The sequence below is a fragment of the Bacillus sp. BS98 genome (genome assembly GCF_008432245.1).
GTDB classification, from domain to species: domain Bacteria; phylum Bacillota; class Bacilli; order Bacillales; family Bacillaceae_G; genus Bacillus_A; species Bacillus_A toyonensis.
Genome location: NZ_CP043832.1, coordinates 159,084 through 177,449 on the forward strand (window position 1 = coordinate 159,084; position 18,366 = coordinate 177,449).

At 33.2% G+C, this 18,366-nt stretch carries 19 protein-coding genes and 3 pseudogenes; 5 read left to right on the forward strand and 17 right to left on the reverse strand.

What is annotated here, in order from left to right; translation table 11 throughout:
• Positions 1-282: 282 nt before the first annotated feature.
• A pseudogene (locus tag F0362_RS31310) lies at positions 283-363 on the forward strand (helix-turn-helix domain-containing protein); the annotation flags it as partial.
• A gap of 51 nt (positions 364-414) precedes the next feature.
• Here F0362_RS31310 and F0362_RS29265 read toward each other — a convergent pair.
• The 5 genes and pseudogenes from F0362_RS29265 to F0362_RS31160 all read right to left on the reverse strand — a co-directional run.
• Positions 415-912: a DM13 domain-containing protein gene (locus tag F0362_RS29265; protein ID WP_000824691.1), complete on the reverse strand. Its 498-nt coding sequence runs from the start codon at positions 910-912 to the stop codon at positions 415-417.
• Between the two features lie 76 nt (positions 913-988).
• Entirely contained in the window at positions 989-2,068 is a 1,080-nt protein-coding gene (locus F0362_RS29270; protein ID WP_001239405.1) for a sensor histidine kinase, read from the reverse strand.
• A complete protein-coding gene (locus tag F0362_RS29275; RefSeq protein WP_000830325.1) occupies positions 2,065-2,778 on the reverse strand; it encodes a response regulator transcription factor in 714 nt (237 codons plus the stop codon). The genes F0362_RS29270 and F0362_RS29275 overlap by 4 nt, the downstream gene beginning before the upstream one ends.
• Positions 2,779-3,314: 536 nt before the next feature.
• A complete protein-coding gene (locus tag F0362_RS29280; RefSeq protein WP_000734347.1) occupies positions 3,315-5,486 on the reverse strand; it encodes a binary toxin-like calcium binding domain-containing protein in 2,172 nt (723 codons plus the stop codon).
• 213 nt (positions 5,487-5,699) lie between these two features.
• Positions 5,700-5,846: pseudogene (locus F0362_RS31160) on the reverse strand (IS6 family transposase); the annotation flags it as partial.
• A 480-nt stretch (positions 5,847-6,326) separates the two neighbouring features.
• On the opposite strand from F0362_RS31160, the gene F0362_RS29290 reads away from it, so the two are divergent.
• The 4 genes and pseudogenes from F0362_RS29290 to F0362_RS31165 all read left to right on the forward strand — a co-directional run.
• Entirely contained in the window at positions 6,327-6,923 is a 597-nt protein-coding gene (locus tag F0362_RS29290; RefSeq protein ID WP_098009808.1) for a TetR/AcrR family transcriptional regulator, read from the forward strand.
• Between the two features lie 95 nt (positions 6,924-7,018).
• Positions 7,019-8,185, forward strand: coding sequence for a D-alanyl-lipoteichoic acid biosynthesis protein DltB (dltB, locus tag F0362_RS29295; RefSeq protein ID WP_098009810.1), 1,167 nt, complete (start codon positions 7,019-7,021; stop codon positions 8,183-8,185).
• 69 nt (positions 8,186-8,254) lie between these two features.
• On the forward strand, positions 8,255-8,494 hold the full coding sequence (gene dltC, locus F0362_RS29300; protein WP_000134285.1) for a D-alanine--poly(phosphoribitol) ligase subunit DltC: 240 nt from the start codon (positions 8,255-8,257) through the stop codon (positions 8,492-8,494).
• Between the two features lie 395 nt (positions 8,495-8,889).
• Positions 8,890-9,042 (forward strand): annotated as a pseudogene (locus tag F0362_RS31165) (N-acetylmuramoyl-L-alanine amidase); the annotation flags it as partial.
• Between the two features lie 40 nt (positions 9,043-9,082).
• On the opposite strand, the gene F0362_RS29305 reads toward F0362_RS31165, so the two are convergent.
• The 12 genes from F0362_RS29305 to F0362_RS29370 all read right to left on the reverse strand — a co-directional run bounded on the left by F0362_RS29305 (position 9,083) and on the right by F0362_RS29370 (position 18,316).
• Entirely contained in the window at positions 9,083-9,382 is a 300-nt protein-coding gene (locus tag F0362_RS29305; protein WP_000998175.1) for a contact-dependent growth inhibition system immunity protein, read from the reverse strand.
• 18 nt (positions 9,383-9,400) lie between these two features.
• Positions 9,401-11,107: an RNase A-like domain-containing protein gene (locus F0362_RS29310; RefSeq protein WP_000056066.1), complete on the reverse strand. Its 1,707-nt coding sequence runs from the start codon at positions 11,105-11,107 to the stop codon at positions 9,401-9,403.
• The gene (locus F0362_RS29315) at positions 11,104-11,466 is read right to left on the reverse strand and encodes a DUF3958 family protein (RefSeq protein ID WP_000373350.1); all 363 of its coding nucleotides are present in this window, start codon (positions 11,464-11,466) and stop codon (positions 11,104-11,106) included. Before F0362_RS29315 ends, F0362_RS29310 begins: the two co-directional genes overlap by 4 nt.
• A gap of 41 nt (positions 11,467-11,507) precedes the next feature.
• Positions 11,508-11,783, reverse strand: coding sequence for a TIGR04197 family type VII secretion effector (locus F0362_RS29320; protein ID WP_000529675.1), 276 nt, complete (start codon positions 11,781-11,783; stop codon positions 11,508-11,510).
• A gap of 742 nt (positions 11,784-12,525) precedes the next feature.
• Positions 12,526-13,017, reverse strand: a complete 492-nt coding sequence (locus F0362_RS29325) for a hypothetical protein (protein ID WP_001067533.1) — start codon at positions 13,015-13,017, stop codon at positions 12,526-12,528.
• Between the two features lie 393 nt (positions 13,018-13,410).
• Positions 13,411-13,887, reverse strand: coding sequence for a small multi-drug export protein (locus tag F0362_RS29335; RefSeq protein WP_098009812.1), 477 nt, complete (start codon positions 13,885-13,887; stop codon positions 13,411-13,413).
• An 18-nt stretch (positions 13,888-13,905) separates the two neighbouring features.
• Positions 13,906-14,340 carry a hypothetical protein gene (locus F0362_RS29340; RefSeq protein WP_000595644.1) on the reverse strand — a complete coding sequence of 145 codons (435 nt, stop codon included), beginning with the start codon at positions 14,338-14,340 and terminating at the stop codon, positions 13,906-13,908.
• Positions 14,337-14,549 (reverse strand): helix-turn-helix transcriptional regulator, encoded by a 213-nt coding sequence (locus F0362_RS29345; protein WP_000979036.1) that lies wholly within the window; start codon positions 14,547-14,549, stop codon positions 14,337-14,339. Before F0362_RS29345 ends, F0362_RS29340 begins: the two co-directional genes overlap by 4 nt.
• A 262-nt stretch (positions 14,550-14,811) precedes the next feature.
• Positions 14,812-15,675, reverse strand: coding sequence for a leucine-rich repeat domain-containing protein (locus F0362_RS29350; RefSeq protein WP_098009814.1), 864 nt, complete (start codon positions 15,673-15,675; stop codon positions 14,812-14,814).
• A 469-nt stretch (positions 15,676-16,144) separates the two neighbouring features.
• Positions 16,145-16,972 carry a hypothetical protein gene (locus F0362_RS29360; protein WP_000821262.1) on the reverse strand — a complete coding sequence of 276 codons (828 nt, stop codon included), beginning with the start codon at positions 16,970-16,972 and terminating at the stop codon, positions 16,145-16,147.
• 160 nt (positions 16,973-17,132) lie between these two features.
• A complete protein-coding gene (locus F0362_RS29365; protein WP_149890188.1) occupies positions 17,133-17,705 on the reverse strand; it encodes a hypothetical protein in 573 nt (190 codons plus the stop codon).
• Between the two features lie 182 nt (positions 17,706-17,887).
• A complete protein-coding gene (locus F0362_RS29370; RefSeq protein ID WP_149890189.1) occupies positions 17,888-18,316 on the reverse strand; it encodes a stress protein in 429 nt (142 codons plus the stop codon).
• Positions 18,317-18,366 lie beyond the last annotated feature (50 nt).

Sequence of the window (18,366 nt, forward strand, 5' to 3'; positions counted from 1 at the left end):
ATCCCATATCTATGAAACATTGAATTCTCAAGTTTATAAGGGTGAGCTTGATTATTTAATTTTTAATGTATTTTAGAGGTGTTTTTTAGGCATACGGCAACAAATTCTTCTTTTTTGACTATACCGAATACGAAAAAATTATAAAAATGGGATTATAAAGTACACTTATCTTCAGTGGCTCCAAAAGTAAAAAATCGTTGCCGTATACCATCTTTTCCTTAACGTAAAGAGAATAGGTTGATTTGTGTCTAAAATGTGTCTAAACGTACAATTTTTTTTGATATGGTAACCCCAAATAAGAGACAAGAAATATGAATTGCTATCACCATTGGTTGCAGTCGTTTTGTATTTAATCATTTTCTTGTTCTATAGAATGATACTTATGTTACACAAATCACACTTTTATGTTCTTGCTTACTTTTTAAAATAAGCAACACCAAAGTTTTCATTAAATCTCTTACACCAAACAGAAACCGAGCCATATGTACTTACATCTATCCCTTCAGGAATTTCATAGTTTTGGTCGCCTTTGTTTCCCTTTAACTTTCCTAATTCAATATACTGGTGGTTTTTCACATCTTCATTATTTTTCAAACGATCTGTAGGAACTAATACTACTCGCACATCTGGCCCGTTAGATGTTGAAAAATTAGAAAGTCGTAAAACACGTTTTCCATCCGCTAATTGATAGATTGTTGCTGTTCCAGTTGTTTCATGGACACCGTTTTGAAACTGACCTGTACTTATAACTTGATCTTGAACTTGTTTTGTTTTCATTGGTTGCATTTCTGTCTGTGGTAATGCTTCATTCACTTGCTTATCAATGAATAATTTCTCCGGTCGGAACAAGGACCATAAGATTCCCACGACAATTATAAATCCACCTGTAAACCATATATATTTTCTTTTCATAAAGTAAAAGACCTCCGTTAATATACTGTTTAATAGTATGTTAACAAGGAGGTCTTTCATTTTTCTTTCATAAATATTACAAAAGTCTTTCAACGTTCTTATTTTTTTCTGATGTGATGGGAAGAATAAACCAAAATTCACTGCCCTGTTTTCCATCTGCGCGATCTCTCACACCAATTTCTCCTTTGTGCCTTTCAATCAATGATTTTGCAATGGCTAGTCCAAGACCAGATCCTCCAGATTGTGAACTTCTTGATTGATCTGTCCTAAAAAAGCGTTCAAATACGCGTAATTGGTCATTTGGAGAAATTCCTTCTCCTTCATCACGCAAAATGAACTGGACTTGTTGATTTTGCTTATTTTCCTCTACAATCAACTCAATTGTTCCAGAGACAGGGGAATATCGAATAGCATTATCTAACAAATTACCTATGACCCTTGCTATTTTACACGGCATAATTAATAGTCGGGGTAATCTATCAGGAACCTGCAATTGTAAATCAATCTGTTTGTCTTCTAATAAGACAGAATGTGACTCTAATACATCTAATAGAACTTTATCTATATGTGTGAAACTTGGATAAAAATCTACTTGTTCAAACTCTAACTTTGAAAGTTCAAATAAGTCATTGATTAATCCACTTAATCTTTCTATTTCTTTTAAGATCGTCGCTAAGTATTGCTTTCTCATTTCAGGATCTTCGATCAGGTTATCTTGTAACGCTTCTATCATCAATTGTATGCTAGCCATAGGCGTTCGTAAGTCATGTGAAATATTCGTGATCAGCTCCTTACGTGCATTTTCTCCTTCTTCTAACCTAGTAAACCCTTCTTCTAATTTTTTCGCCATCTGTTGAAAGGCTGTTGCTAATTCTTTAAACTCCTGTGGTTCTTTTCCAATTATATACATTGTTTCAAATTGTCTATCACTAAATTGTTTCGTTAATGCCATTAAATTTTTGATAGATCTCATGATAGGGCGTGTCATTAACCAGTAAATAAACGTAGAAATTATAAATGCCACAACCGCAATTATTGTTAATAGCTTTGTTTGTTCTGGTTCAAGTAACATTTTCGTCTCACTATACCATATAGCAAGTACCATGATACTCGTACTTAATACATTCATCAGTAATAATTGAATACGTAATCTCATGTTTCACTTCCTCCATTTGGCTCAAAACGATATCCTATCCCCCAAACCGTGTGAATCCAACGACTCTTTATCGTATGCTTCTCCAGTTTGTCACGTAAACGACTGACTAAAACAGTTACTATGTTTGTAGCCACTTCATGTTCAGTATCCCAAATGAGTTCAAGAAGTTGCGAACGAGAAAAAACTTGTTTTGGATGCTTTGCCATGAGATAAAGTACCTCAAACTCTTTCGCTGTTAATTCCACTTTATTTTCACAAACCAATACACATCTCGTCTTTGGATAAATTTTTAAATCTGGAAATTCTATCACTTCCGTTAGGGATTCTTTTGCTTGTATCGGTACCTGGCTGCCTCTTCTTAGTATAATTTGAACCCTTAATACTAATTCACGAGGGGAAAACGGCTTTGTTACATAATCATCTGCTCCCATTGTTAAGCCTAAAATTCGATCCCTTTCCTCTCCCTTAGCAGTTAACATAATAATTGGTACATTTGATTGTTGACGAATTTCCTCGCATAATTCCCATCCATCTTTTTTCGGCATCATTAAATCTAAAATAATTAAATCTGGTTGATGAGTAAGAAATAAATCCCAACCTTCTGTGCCATTTACAGCGGTATATACTTCATATTCTTCTCTTTCTAAATACCGTTTGCATACTTCTCGAATATTTTCTTCATCTTCTACGATTAAAACTCTTCTTTTCATCTGTAATCCTCTCTTCTTTTTACCAATAATACAAAAGGTGCTCTTATCTGCTTTCATCTATTACAGATATAAAATTCAGATATAAAGATGTAACGACTAATCCTAGATCTAAATCAGAATCCTACACTTTGGTCTTATGGTCACTAAAAACGATTAAAAGTGCCAATATAATCTAGATGATAATTTTAGTATTTAATTACTTATATGACTAGATAAACACTTAAAATAGTAGTATCCCAATCATATAAATCGAAAATTCAAATCAGATTTTTTATTACAGAGATTACTTATTTATCTTGTCAGGATCGATTTTATTGTGTATCTATTTTCCAAGATCTTTATAGTAAAAAACCACTGCTTTAGCTATGGTTTTTTACATACATGATTTCAAGTACAAACAAATGAAGGATACATTAAAAGGAATGAGTTCAATATCGAACTCATTCCCTATTAGCAGCCTACATTCTTGTTTCTAACTTTTTGGGTTCAGTCCATTACCGATGTTTTTTTAAACTTTGCAACAAAATCGTTCCTTTTTACTTAGCTTTGACGAGACTCCATTTATCTTCAAACCTACCACCATATGTCTGTCTATCATTACCATATGAGATATAACCAGCGTCATAAGTAGAAAACCCTAACTTGTTACCATCAGATTGTAGGTGCCATTCTCTCTGGTAATCAAGGTAGCCAGGGCTATGTGCATGATTAAATTTAAAAGTACTTGCATTTTGTTTTTGGTCAAAATGGATATACTTATCTTGAAGTTTTAAATATTCATAGCCTGAATAAGCACTATTTTGAACTTTAATGTGTAACTCTTCACCTGCTTTGATTGGTTGTCCAGGTTTAGGCTGCCCTTTTCTTTCAATAATTACATTAACTGGTTGAGTGTAATTCCCACCAGACGCAAGGTATTGCCACTTATCATTTCCTTTATAACTGAGCACAGGATTTCCACTAAGCTGCAGAGTATAAGGAGTTCCTTCTACAATAAGTTCGTCGCTGAATCGATGGGTCAAATAATTTTCATATTCTTTATTATACGTAACAACTGTAGAGATTTTTTGTGTCGGAAGTTTCTTTTGTGCATCATTGATTTCAAATGTAACTTTTTGTGATGGATTGAAATCATTCAAGCTTACAGCTTCTTTAGACTCATATACGTTTCCTTTTCTCACTAATGTTACTTGTTGTGTTTGTTTAGAATTTTTATTTTCAAAAGAAACAGAGATTTCATTACTCGCTCCGAATAAGCCAGGTACGACTGCTGCATAAAACTTTTTCGTAAATGGATCATAAGCACTATATGACAATTCCGGTTGCTGAATTTTTGTGAAAACACCGACTTTTGCGCCTTTCGAAACATAAGATTTTTTAGCATTTTCTAGATTTTCTTTCGCAATGATAACTTGATCTCCTCTGCTATTATCTATAAATTCATTTATCTTTTTAGAATCTACTTTAACATGCTTCAGAACCTCATTAAACGTTAAATTTGTATCACTACCAACACCTTCTGGTGCATACATTCTAAACTTCGGTTTGTTCCCGATATCAGTCTCTAGTATTGTAGTCGAAGCATTTACACGAGATTCAAATTTTCCTGAATCTCCTAAATTCATAAATTCTCCATCTTTCTCAATATACAATTCCATTGTACTCGTAGGTAGTACTTCAACAGAAAGAATTGCACCTTGTTCAACAGCTTTCAATTCATCTAACGATAAGTAAATATTTACATCTGCTTGATTATCTACACTATCTATCAATACTTCTGTTGTATTTCTTCCACCTTTTTCTGTACTTAACTGATTTGCTTTATAACGATCTTGTGTTGCCTTTACTGTACTGATAATCTTGTCTCCTAAACGAATGTTAAAATGAGGAGAAACATTTTGAGCAGATGCCGTCCCTGTATTTTTATATTCTAACTGTAAGCTCACTTTTGCTGCTTTTGCTGAATCGACAGTTTTTGCGGTAGACCAATCTATATTAGAAGAATATCTTTCGGTATCTGTTGATGTTTTCGAGTATCCATAGCTTACATTTAATGAGGCCTTCCCAGAAGGAACAGGACCGGCTGCGGAACCTTCGACACCACCTTCTACACCTGCTCCTACACCAAACGAATGTTGTGTCGATACACTTTTTTCCCAACCTTTATCAATGGACCCACCGTTTGAATCCGTAATAGCCGCAAGAGGAGTAACCCCAATACGTTTTATACCAACTTGCAAATTCGGTATATTTGCGACCATTGGATTAAATTCAGTATCAGAGTTACTGCCATAATACTGAACTTCATATGCATCTGTAAAAGGATCTCCATCCGAATTCGCGCTCATAGGATTTGTAATAAATTTTAATTTATCTTTGTCTCGCTCTGGATCCCATGCCTGTGCTTCATTTTTCCCGGTTTGTCGATTGAACTCAATTTTATAGCCTTTTATTTCTAAGTCGTTAGAAATACCATCTTGATCCCAATCGTCATTTTGTATTTCAATTTTTTCAGTAGACATCTTTCCCTTTTTTCCATCAATTCCATAGATAAGATCTTTTCCTTCTTTTGCATTTGCATCCTCTTTAAACATTTCAATTGTGCTTCCTGCATTCGGCTGTTTTATATCTGCTAAAGCAGGGGATGCTAAAGTCAGTGCCATCGATACACTACCTAATACACTAAGTGCTGGCTTCAATTTCTTCATTGTTATTTTTCCTCCTTGATTTTCAGGTGAGTTAGAACACCTACTATTAAGAACAACTTCATCATATCTAATACCTCTTTCATTTCTCTCTCAAAAGTGTTACAAAAGTCTTTCGTAAGTATAAAAATTCTTTCATACATCTATTACTTTTATTTTATGTATATAAATCCGGCAAACCATTTAGGCCGTGGTTAGTAATTGTTTTAGTTCATTTTAGGCTGAAAAGGCGGAATCTATTTGAAGACTCCGCCTTTGTTTGTATAGGGTATGAATGGTTTCGATTCCTCTTATCGTACGTAAAGCATGGAAAAGTGTTTGAAATCTAGAGGATCTAGCAGACCGGCGCTTCACATGGCGATGGCGTACTGCCTCCATATTGAAATCTTTTATAAATATCTAGCCAAATATTTATTTGAACATTCATAATCAATTACACAATCAATATAACTATGTCCAAACCTATACTTATTGTATATTTTTTACACAACAAAGAAAAAAGCATCCTATTTGGACGCTTTTATGCCATCGTTTATTTAAATGAAAATTTTTATAAGCCAAATACAACTACAAGAATATATGCTATCTCTTATCTTTATCTATGAGGTCTCACCATATCCATCAACTTTAGAAAAATAAACACCCCCAAAAAGAAAAAATGAGCTGAATTCTCAAAAAACTAACTGTAGAGAAAGAGAATTTTCATTTAGGGTGTACTTCAAAACCTTAGCTTGGTGGACATGGGAGTGGTACTCAGTATTGTAAAAAATGCTCTAATGGGGTAGTATAATTTTATATTTATTGGTCGGTTGACCAAACAAAAAAATAAGAAGGTGAAATACAATGTCTAATTCTAAAAAAACAGCTACTCGGGATCAAATACTAATGGCTACGTTTGAATGCTTAGCTGAAAAAGGTACAACCGCTATTACATTACGAGATATTGCTACAAAAGCGGGAATTACTTTAAGTTTAATTCATTATTATTTTCCAACAAAGGAGGGGTTATTAGTTAACGCTACCTCTTATGTCATGCAAAAACAAATTAAAGAAATTCAGAAGGAACTCTCAGATATACAAGATTTTTCAGAGAAATTAAAAAAACTTATATTTGTAGTACATCACCAATTCAAAAGTTCTGAATGGAGAAAAGTGTATTTTAGTTTATTGGCAGCAGCATCATGGTCACCGAAAATTATGGAAGAAATTCGGGTTCTACAGAACCAATTGATAGATCTAATTCAAGAATATGCTCAAACTTCCAATGTAGAAATCACAGATTTAGAAGCATTTTCAAGGGCTTTATTGGCTTCGATTAATGGATTAGCGTTACAAGTTATGCATGGGGCTTCAGAGGAACAAATTGCTCCGGCATATGCGATTATAGAAAAAGTATTTATTAGCATCTGCAACCCCAAAAACGCAATGAGCGATTACTAAGCTATATAATTTTAAGAAAATTCATGTGCCAATCCATTATTCATAACACCATATGGAATAAAGGATTGCAAAACATTATAAAGTGAGGCTACAGCATGACCGCATATGGATCATTTTATTTTTTCGCTATAGTTGGTATTTTATTGATACCTACTATCGTAGCTGGATTAAGAGGTAAAATGTTGCGCAAATATAATGCTGTCCTAACGCTAATTATGCTTGCTATTATCTTCTCGGATAAACCAAATCAAGCAATGCTGTTAGCAGTATTTATTATTTGGCAATATGTCCTTATTAAAGGCTATTTACTACTAAGAAAACAAAATAATAATACGTTCATGTTTTACATGGCTGTTATTTTGTCGATTTTGCCACTGATTTTGGCAAAAATTGCACCATTTGTACCTGAATTAAAATTCATTGTTTTTACTGGTATATCTTATGTAACATTCAGGGCGGTACAAATGGTATTTGAAATTCGTGATGGCTTAATTAAAGAATGCTCATTTTTTAATTTCTGGGAATTCATTTTGTTCTTCCCTGCTATTTCAACCGGACCTATCGATCGGTATCGCAGGTTCCAAAAAGATATTCAAAAACCACCAAGTGCTGAAGAATATCAAAATCTACTATACATGGGTATTAACCGTATTTTTCAAGGTTTTCTGTATAAATTTATACTTGCTTACCTAATAAAAGAAAATATTATGGATGCAACATTAGCTCACCAAAACACCATTTTATCAAATATGATTTACATGTATAGCTATAGTTTATATCTATTCTTTGACTTCGCAGGTTATAGCTCATTCGTAATTGGTGTCAGTTATATGATGGGTATTAAAACACCAGAAAACTTTAATAAACCGTTTATCAGTCGGAATATTAAAGACTTCTGGAATCGTTGGCACATGAGCTTATCATTTTGGCTCCGTGATTTTATTTACATGCGCTTTGTCTTTTTTGCAACAAAGAAAAAGCTCATTAAAAATCGCTATATGATTTCATATATTGGCGTCTTTTTAAACTTTTTGGTCATGGGAATTTGGCACATTACTGGTCATGATATTGCTCAATATATTATTTATGCTCTATATCATATTGCTCTGTTTATTTTATTTGATATTTTCGAACGAAAAAACAAGAAGCATAAATTTTGGCCCAACAATACGTTCATGCATGTCCTTGCAATTGTGATTACATTCCATTTCGTATGTTTCGGTTTCCTAATTTTCTCTGGTCACCTAAATCATTATTTTTAATAAGTAATTTCTATTCTTGTAACTAAGAAGTTACTAATAGTACATTTCGGATATAAAGGAGATTTTTTAATGACAGAATTCAAAAATCAAGTATTAGATATTTTAGAAGAAGTATGTGAAAATGATATTGTAAAAGAAAATCCTGATGTTCAACTATTTGAAGAAGGTATCCTTGATTCTTTTGGTACAGTATCTTTACTAGTAGAATTCCAAGAACGTCTAAATATTGAAGTATCTATTTCTGATTTCGATCGCGATGAGTGGGCAACACCAAATATGATTATTAAGAAGTTGGAAGATATCCGATGAAAAAGCAACCTTGGGTCCGATGCTCTTAGCATTGGACCTTTTTGTGGTTCTAGTACAAGAAATCTATAAAACTTGGACATTTTGATACTCTCACAATCATTTGTTTTCAGCCGCATGCTCTTCAATCTCTTAAATAAAAAATATGTTTGGGTATATGGTGAAGTGTTGTACTGGTTTAGTTAGCTGGGATGTAACCAAATTTAATTATATTCTGTTCCCAAAACTCACTTGTAACTTTATTATTTATACCTCAAGAAATACATTCCCCTTTAAAGAGGTATTGTATTTTAGACTCAATAATCATTAATCCCTCATGGGGGCACCATATCAGAAAAGAAAATTGTACGTTTAGACACATTTAATCAATTACCTGTACGTTAAGAGGTCCCCCTAGTATAGCTGGCATTGTTGACGTAGGCCCTGGATTTACTATCGACGCCCAAGTTGACATTAACGGTTCGCCTCAATATATAAAATATAAAGTACAAAACTGGAAGGGAAGTACGTTCCATATTACAGTTAGCCATGCGTATGTGAATGTAAATTAAGACGAAGAAAAGACCGCCTACTATGGGCGGTCGATTTTTACTAAGTATTTTTTAATGCTTGTTTTAACGTTTCACTTGTTTGTTCAAGCCATTCTAGGGGAGCCAGTTTTAAAGCAGGAAAATAAATGTCTGTATAATATTCAATGAATTCTTCTTTTTTTTCCGTGGATAGATCACTGTTTAAAAATGCAGTTATGTAATTTATAGTATTTTCTATACAAACCTTGTGGGCTTCTTCTATAAATTCGTGTAAGGCTTTTTCTGGTGTTCCCATATCTTGATGGAATGTTCCATCTAAAAAATCACTTAATTCTTCATAAATATAATCTTTATCATTCATAAATAGCCTCCTAAATTTCTATCTTATGGGGAATCCTGTTCTAATATAACTTCCTTCTCCATCTTTTTTTAAGACAATTTTAGCGTTCGTTACCTCTAAAACATCTTCAGATGTTCTTAATATAGATCGACCAATAATTTCATCACCTCTATACCTCAACGCTAAAGTTGGTGGGCTGTAGGGATCAGCTAGCCACCTTTCTATTTTACGTATATTTTGAGGATTAGTTAATACTGCATCAGCAACTTTTTGGGCTTTTTCTAAATCATTAAAAGATGAAGACCCAGTGATTTTCTGATCATCTATTAATCGTTGAGCCAATGCCTCATCAGGTATTGCAACATGTTTTTCTATTAAATGTCCGCCTTTATCTTCGTGTTTCTTTAAATCACCATCAAATACACGTGGACTATATTGATTGGATCTATCTATGTTTTCAGCAAGTGAAAAAGTATCTTTGGCTTTATTAAAAGTAGTGTAATCAAAAGATCTTAGATTAAGTGCATTGGTATCGGCAAGAGCAAATTGATTTTTGGGCATTAGAATATTATTCAACATGTCAACGCTTTGCTTATACTTATCTAAAGTTATTACGTTTTTAGTACCTTGTATAAAGTTTACACTTTCACTAAGTTTTGAGGTTTTGCCTGACTTTGATACTTTACCTAATGTTGAAATTTTATCTGCACCTTTTGTTCCTACAAATAATTCGGCAATTGCTAATTTAACTTGCATCTCTACATTTCCAACCCATTTAGCTCTGCTATTCCAATCTCCATTTACAACATCTTGATCCCACGAATCAGAAATAGCTTGTTCTACAGCAGCAAATGTCTCGTCGATGTGAGAAAGAGCATACACAGCGCCCTCAACACTATCTATTGGATGTAAAATTGTGTTTAATATTCCTTTAAGTTCATCTAACACCGCTTCATTTTGCCCTTTTTTGTAGTTATGATATTGCCCGATAATAGGAGTATTTTCTATCTGGCGAATAAATTTTTCGTACAACTGATCCATCGCTTCTACGTTATTTTCAACAGTATCTTTAAGTTTATCGAACAACGATTCTTCTATAATACTGGTTTCTTCAGAATGATGTTTTTTTTCTTCTGTAATCGCTTGGATAGAAGTTGTCCACTCCATATTCAATCCTTGTGTACTAAACGTGCCACTTGCAGGACTAAATCCTTTTCCACTTTGAACTTCGGCAAGACCAGTAGCAATACTAGATGCTAGTTGAAGGGCCGTGCTGTAGTTATTACTGGATGTTTGATTAAATTCATATAGGTGATTTAACTTTTCTTGAAGTTTATGCCTCATGACAGTAAAAAGATTCGCCATAGCATCCATCCCCGGAACTGGCATGGTTTGACTGATGGCTTCCATACTTGCTTTCATTCGGTCAATCCCTCGAATTTGTTCTAGTATTTCTTGTTCGATGACATCTGTTGAAGCTACTTGTGATTGAAATTGACTTGGAAAGGCATCATTCTGACGGATTAGTTCTTCACATAAGTAAATGATTCCTTGTGCTAAAGGACGAAAGGTTTGTACAAAAAATGATTTTGCACTGCTATATGTTTGTCCTTGTAGAACAGTATCAATTGCAAAAGCATCAATCGACTGAATAGCTTGTTCCATACCTTGAATGGTAGCGGTACATACAGCGTTCATGCTTTGAGTTTGGTTCTGTACTTCTCCCAAATACATATTTAAACTCATGCATTAGTCCCCCTTGCTAATTGTTGTTGCTGGTAGGATAAGTCTTCTTCTAAATTATTAAGGTCTCGTCTTTCCTTAAGCAATGTTTCTTTTTTGTTTTCCAATTCGAACGTAAGTTTTCGCTCAATGTGTTGTGCTTCCTGGCGGATATTCATAAAAAAATGAGATAATTCTCTATCGCTTTGCCAAGTTTCTAAAATGCGGTTAAATAAGCGATTACTTCGATTTTTCCATTCGTGAAAATCTGCTTCCGCTTGTTCCTGAGTTTGAATCGCGGATTGATTTCGGTCCTGTTTTTCAAATACATTTCGTAACTTCTGATTTAACTGTTTGCTTTGGTTTTCGATATCTCGATCCATCTTCTTCCTCCTACCGTTTTATCTTTACGAAGGTGGTCACATTAGCGAAAAGTGTTGTGAAGCTCGTGATCCATTCTCTCAAACTCTTTGGCTACCGAATGAATATTATCGACCTCTCGTTGAAAGGCGGTCCAAAATTGTTGTGTTAAATCTAAGGCTTGTTGATTCGCTTCTTGTGCTTTGGAATTAATCGTTAGCGTCGTACCCGTCGCCTTCGTGATTGAACGATTTGAGGCACTTTGGATTGTATCCGAAGCTTTCCTCATTTGCGTAGCGATTTGTGTTGCTGTTTGTAAATTACTTTGAAATTGCCCCATTCTTAAAAACCCTTTCTATAGTGTTCTGAACATACCAGTGAAATTTCAATTCTTCTAACTTATCAACTAACCTTTGTATACCCCTTCTTCCCTAATACGAAATTATACCATGTAAAAAACTAGAAATTACTCTCGAGAATAAAATATATTATAAAAGTATAAAAGGTTCTTCTTCATATATTTGTACCAGAACCGCTTATCTTGAATAACTGTAGAAAGATCAAATTTTCGTTATGGAGAACAATGAATTTCTTCATTTATAGTGCAGTACCCCATTCCCATCAACCTAAGAAAACAGGTCACCCCATGCCTTCTTACAGGAAGAATTATAACGTATTTTTTATTCACTCAATTACCGAAGTATCAAATATTTTAAATAGTTTCTTATCCCCTAATCACCGAGTACGTTTATTTCTCCAAATTACTGTCCATAATAATAAACAAAGACAAACCCTTTATCCTTAAGATATAGACGCTTTCTCAATGGTATCAAACTCGGCGATTAGGGTGGAGTGGTATACCTTAAGTTGATGGATGTGTGACGATACCCCTTTTAAAATTTAATGTAAACTAATGGCTAAAAGTTTACTTTCGTTTTTTTAAGAAAAACAAAGAGAACCTGTAGTAATTACTACAAGTTCTCCGTGAGATAATGCAAGGGCAAAACAAACTATCATGGTGACCCCTATTAGCTGTTTATGTAGCTTTAAGATAAAGTTAGATTAAAATTTATATTTACCTTTTATGATTTAACTTTTCGTTCCTCAAAATTCTTTTTATCCGATTCATTCGTAAAGCCTTCAGGCCAAATTCTTTCTTTGATCTCTAAGAACTCTTTATCTCTTTTAAGAATTTCTTTGAATTCCACAAATAATGAATCTAAATCTAATTCTTCTTTTCCACCGTCAAATATATATGTAATAAATGCATCATTTGAATTTTCTTCACTAACAGCAAGACGTGTCTTTGAAAAAGGATAAATCTTACCTTCATATTCTAATTCATCAATGGGAAATTCATTTCTTGGTAGATTTAAATCTGTTACTACAGTTTTTTGTTCTTGAACAATCTGTTTGTTTATGTTGGAAGATTGTCTTATGGTATTAATAATCGTCGCGGTAACAATGTGGGAATTTTTAAGCTCTTTAATCACTTCTTTAACATCATTGAAAATCAAGTTTTTATCTTTTATTATTTCCTTTTTTGTTAATACGACAACTCTACATGGATTCATAAAATCACTACCTTCTAAAGTTTTATCTAAATCTTACCATAATTACAAATAAAATTAATCGAATAAATAATCGGAATTTATTATTTCTTTTTTTGTAATGATCTACTAAATTATAGAGGTCTATTAATTTAAAGCTCCAATATTCTTTAAAAATTTAATCATTTACTTCTTCTAATTTTTTAATAGGAATTAAGTCTTGATAATATACGATTTACACATTTAATCCGAGCACCGTTAATGAATAGTTGTTTTCTTAACGTACAGGGAATCGGGTAATTTGTGTCCAAATTGTGTCTAAACGTACAATTTTCCCGAAATGATATGGTGATTCCTATTACTCCATAATTTTTAGATAGTGAACGATTTTAGATTACCTAAAATCATCATGATATCCTAAATAATATTTAAAAAGCTAAGCCCATACATCGCAGCAACTGTAAAAATGACTGTCCATACTGCAAGGCTGACCGTCATCCAACTTATGACGTGTGTCCGGTTAGATCCAAATGTTAAAGCTAATACGGCTGCAATATCAGTTCCTACGAGAATTGGAGCTAGAAGAGCCAAACCTGGAATACCATATCGTTCCCATATTTTTCTTGATCGGGTTTCTTTTTTAGAAGGTTTTGTTATACCTTTTTTTAGTTTTCTTGCTGCTTGCCATTTGGCATACTGTTTAAAGAAAAAACCGAGTAATAGAACCAAGATAAGATTTCCTGCAAATGCTGTTACTCCTACTGCAATTGGTTGTAACCCCCATGCGATACCAAGTGGTATAACGATTGATACATCCATCCATGGGGCAAAAGCTAAAAGAAATAACACTACATATTGCCATAATGCACCTGCATTTTGAGCCCACTCCACCATATTGTTTCATCCCCTTTGTTAAATACGATTTAAAATAAGAATAGTAGTTAACCAATAGACAGTGTATTGACCTGCACCTAGTAAACCAATGCACAATAACGGAACAAAATTATGTTGAGAAAAGAGGAAGCAAATCCCTGCCGTTACTGGAAGCGTAATGCTATAGTAAATATACACATTTCGACAAGCCTTATAGGTTACCCACTGCTGCCCTTCATCTATTTCACGAAATTCAGATGGTATAAAGCCAAATAACCTGATCTTATCATGAGGATTCTTTCGGTTATAAATTCTTGTGAGAATGAGCCATAAAAAAGTAACCGTCACTAAAATCCCGAAACATAACTTAGCTAAAATGACTTGTGTATTCATAAGAGAAAATAGTAAAAATGCAATAATCAACACAAATATACTGGCCCCTATGAGTGGGGATCTTAAAACCTGTTTTATCATAATCGTTCCTCTCCCTTTAAATAAAAAACCTCTTCTACGGTAACTTGAAATACAGCAGCTATTTTTAACGCCATAGTGACAGATGGAGAATAATCACCTTTTTCTATTAATCCAATTGTTTGCCTTGTGACCCCAATTGCATCAGCCAAGTCTTGCTGAGTCCATCTAAATCGTGCTCGTAATTCTCTAACTCTGTTTTCTAGCATCATAATTTCCCTTTCCTCATTTACAATTACTGTAATTGTAAATGATTACTAACAAAATGTAAATAATCATTTGCATTATGTAATTAATAATTGCTAAATACGACATAAATCCCCCCTAAGTTAAAAAGGGATCCCACCCCATCGCTATCAAGCCATCAAAACAAAATACCCCATAAAATGAAAAAATACGCTAAGCAAAAAATAAAATAAGCTGTCCATATGGACAGCTTATTTACATAATTCCCGATATCGGAAGTTAAAATTATTAATTATTTATGAAATCTTTTCTTTTGTGCGAGTAATGTTTCTTCTCCGTAAAGTGAATATAATCAATTCCTATGCATGGACTGAGATCCCCATCCAAAATATTGGTACCACCAAAAGCAAAATGCTTTAATTGGTGCAATTCCTTAACAAAACCAATGGAAGGTATATCACCACAATTCCAAAGAATAAAAAACTCTAGTGCCTTTAAATCCCCAATTTTATATAAGTTTTCAATATTTTTACACGCCTCAATTTCTAATCTTTGTAAAGAATGATTTAAGCCTTTTAAATCTCCTACATCATTTAATGTTCGTAAATAATTCAATTCTAATTTCCTTAAATTTTTTAACTTTCCTATACCTGTGAGAGAACTTATTTTACATTGAGTAAGAACTAATTCTTCGAGCTGTTCTAAGTTATTCAACTCTTGTAGATTTCTTTCTTTTGGGGCATATTTCCACATCCATAATCCTTTTAGGTTTTTGAGATGATCAAGTCCTTTTATCTTCTTGCTCCAAGTTAGAAAAAGCCGTTCTAAATTTGAAAATGCCCTTAGGTCAATTTCATTTTTTCCATCCAGAACAGTTGAATCAGTTAAACTAAGAGCTTTTAAATTTTTTATATGATATAAACCTGAAATATCCTTTAAATAATTGCTATCTAAGGATATTTCTTCAACGGTAGGACATTCACTTAAAAAATTCACGTCTTCGCTTTTATAATACCAGTCTATTATAGCTACCTGAGTAATCCGATGGTGGTTTATATACTCAATACATTCACTCAAATACTTATTTGATACTAAAACTTCTATCCCATCTGAGTCTTCTCTTACTCTGACATTACCGATCTTTTTTTCCATATGTACCTCCAGGATATATTTCTCTATTTATTAATATACCTTTAAACATCACTTATTTGTGAAGAAGAAACACAATTCAACTTATGTATAGTACATTCATTTCTAGTTCACATAACGTCTCATTATCGGTAGCAAGGAAAAAGACGGAATCTTATTCTCACAAAGGAACCTTCTTTTTTTGTTCTATGGATCTATACATTTTTTATACATTCCTATCCTGAAAAGGTTTTAGAGTACTCGTTTGTTACGGGATTAGCCGAAAAACTGTATAATATCTTGCATACTCTTAGCGTGCTTTTTTTCCGAAGTGCTGGAAATCCCCTTTTAAGAAAAAAGAAAAGACACCCTAAGGTGCCTTCCTGCGACTTGAACCATCGTGATATGGTATCGGATGCCAATCCAAATATTATTTTACCATGTTAAATTGTTTTATATATTGAGAAATATGAATCAGGTCTATATTTTTAAATTACTTGATTACGCCACCAGAAAACCCAGACATTTCCATAATATCAATTATTTTATCTGATACGATGGCTTCTTCTCCGCCTCCATAGTATGCGTTTAATGCGTTGATAAACCAATATGCATCGGCCGTTACTGACCTACCTGCAGATTTCATTGATTCAATAACTGTTTGAACATATATAAATTTATCATCAAATGATAATTTAACCCAATCTCTGCCAGTGGCATTCTTAATTTTTTCTACTTCTTCATTAGCTGATGAGGAAGTACTAGTTGAAGGGGATGGGGTACTATTTTTGGTAGGTTCGATATATTTTCCATCTTTGGCACTTGCATCGTAAATAATATTCTTCTCATCAGCACTTTTGTCTTTATCATCTAAGTGAAGCCAATCCCCAATTAAGTAAGGAAGATTATAGTTTGCATAGTATTCGTGTTTATCAGTTTTTAAAACAACATTTAACAATTCACATTTAACGCCTTTTCCACAGTATAATTCTCCCTCACCATCTTTACCTTGTGGCGTTCCACTTTGTTTCTTGATGATTTTACCTATAGATACCAAGTATTCATATTGTTCTTTAGGTTGTAAGTTATCAAATGAATCGTTAAGATAAACTACGATATCATAATAATAATATGGATTTTTAGCATTTTGATCTGATTTTTCTATTTCTTTATATGTTACGGATTTTAGGTGCTTTTTAATCTCTTTATCATTCGGTATTTCGGAAACAATACTATCCAAATTCTCAGTGGTTTGCTCTGGGCCCCCACAACCTGATAAAACTAACATTGCAGTGATAATAGTTAAAATGATTCTTTTCATAGTTGTCCTTAATTCTTATTGTTTTAATGGATGCCATTTACAATATGTAAGATTTCTCATCTCATAGTAGCAAACGATTCATTTGTATATTGTCACATTGTGTCGAATAAAAATAAAAAAAGACACCCAAAGGTGCCTTCCTCGGCTTAATAACCGCATTTTATTTTCCTCGTAGGCTCTGTTCATATGCTTTAATTTCATCAGTTGATCCAAATGTTTTCAGGTTAAATATTTTGTTACCATCAACACATACTACTAATAATCCATCTTTAGCTTGAATAACACTTCCAACATTGCCCTTTTTTAGAGAAATACTAAAAGGATGATCTACATTCATCGTTTTTTTCTTCTCTACATATTGATTAAATTCCATGCCAACTGGGAATGCCTCTTTTAATTGTTGAAGAGTATACTCAGTTGTAGTTGGCGGATCACTTTTAGGCTTTTCTTGTTCTGGTTGTTCTTGCGGTTTAGGTGTTTCTTGACTCGGTTGTGTCGTTTTTTGAGGTGAACTAGTTTGCTCTTTTTCATAGGAAGTTACTTTAGATTTCAACTCTTTGATTTGTGTTTTTAATTCTTGTTGTTCATTAAAGTGTTTATCGATAACTTTATCCATATCTTTTTGTGAATACTTAGGTTTCATATCTTCTGATTTGGAATCCTTAAAAATAGATACGGAAGCAATGATAACAACTATTACGGCGATAATGCCAATGATTAGTTTTTCGTTCATTTATGTTCCTCCTAAAACTATTTAATCATTATATAACAATTAAATAGTTTTAGGTAGAAAAAAAGACACCCAAAGGTGCCTTCCTCCGACTTGAACCACTTTAATTTTAATAATATGTATTGGACTCCCACCCAAAGATAATTCTAACATGTTTTTATATAAATGAAAGCGAATTCTTTAACTTACTTAATTACTTTGTCCATAACTTCTTTATATTTGTTAAATTGGGCATCTTCCATATCACCATTCATTTGTATAAGGAAGTTACCTTTTGCGTAAGTATGAGAGAATAGCATCTGATTACCATTACCTAAATCGTCATAGTATTTCTTAGCTTTTTCAAGGTCTTCTTTGTTTTTAAACTCAAATATTCTACCACCACTATCTTCACCTAATGCTGGAACAAGAATGCGTTTTGCTTCTTTTCTAGTATTTCCAAATTCTTTTTCTGGTAGGTCACTAGGATTGTCAGCTTCTAATTCTGCAGCTTTAAATTCTTCAATTACCTTACCAACCGTGACATTACTTGTCATTGATTTAACGCTGTCACAAGCGGATAAACCAAATAATAATAGAGCTCCAATAAGTAATACTGCTAATTTTTTAAACATAGTTGTTCATTCCTCCTAATGTAAATAAATCCGTAAATATAATAACAAAT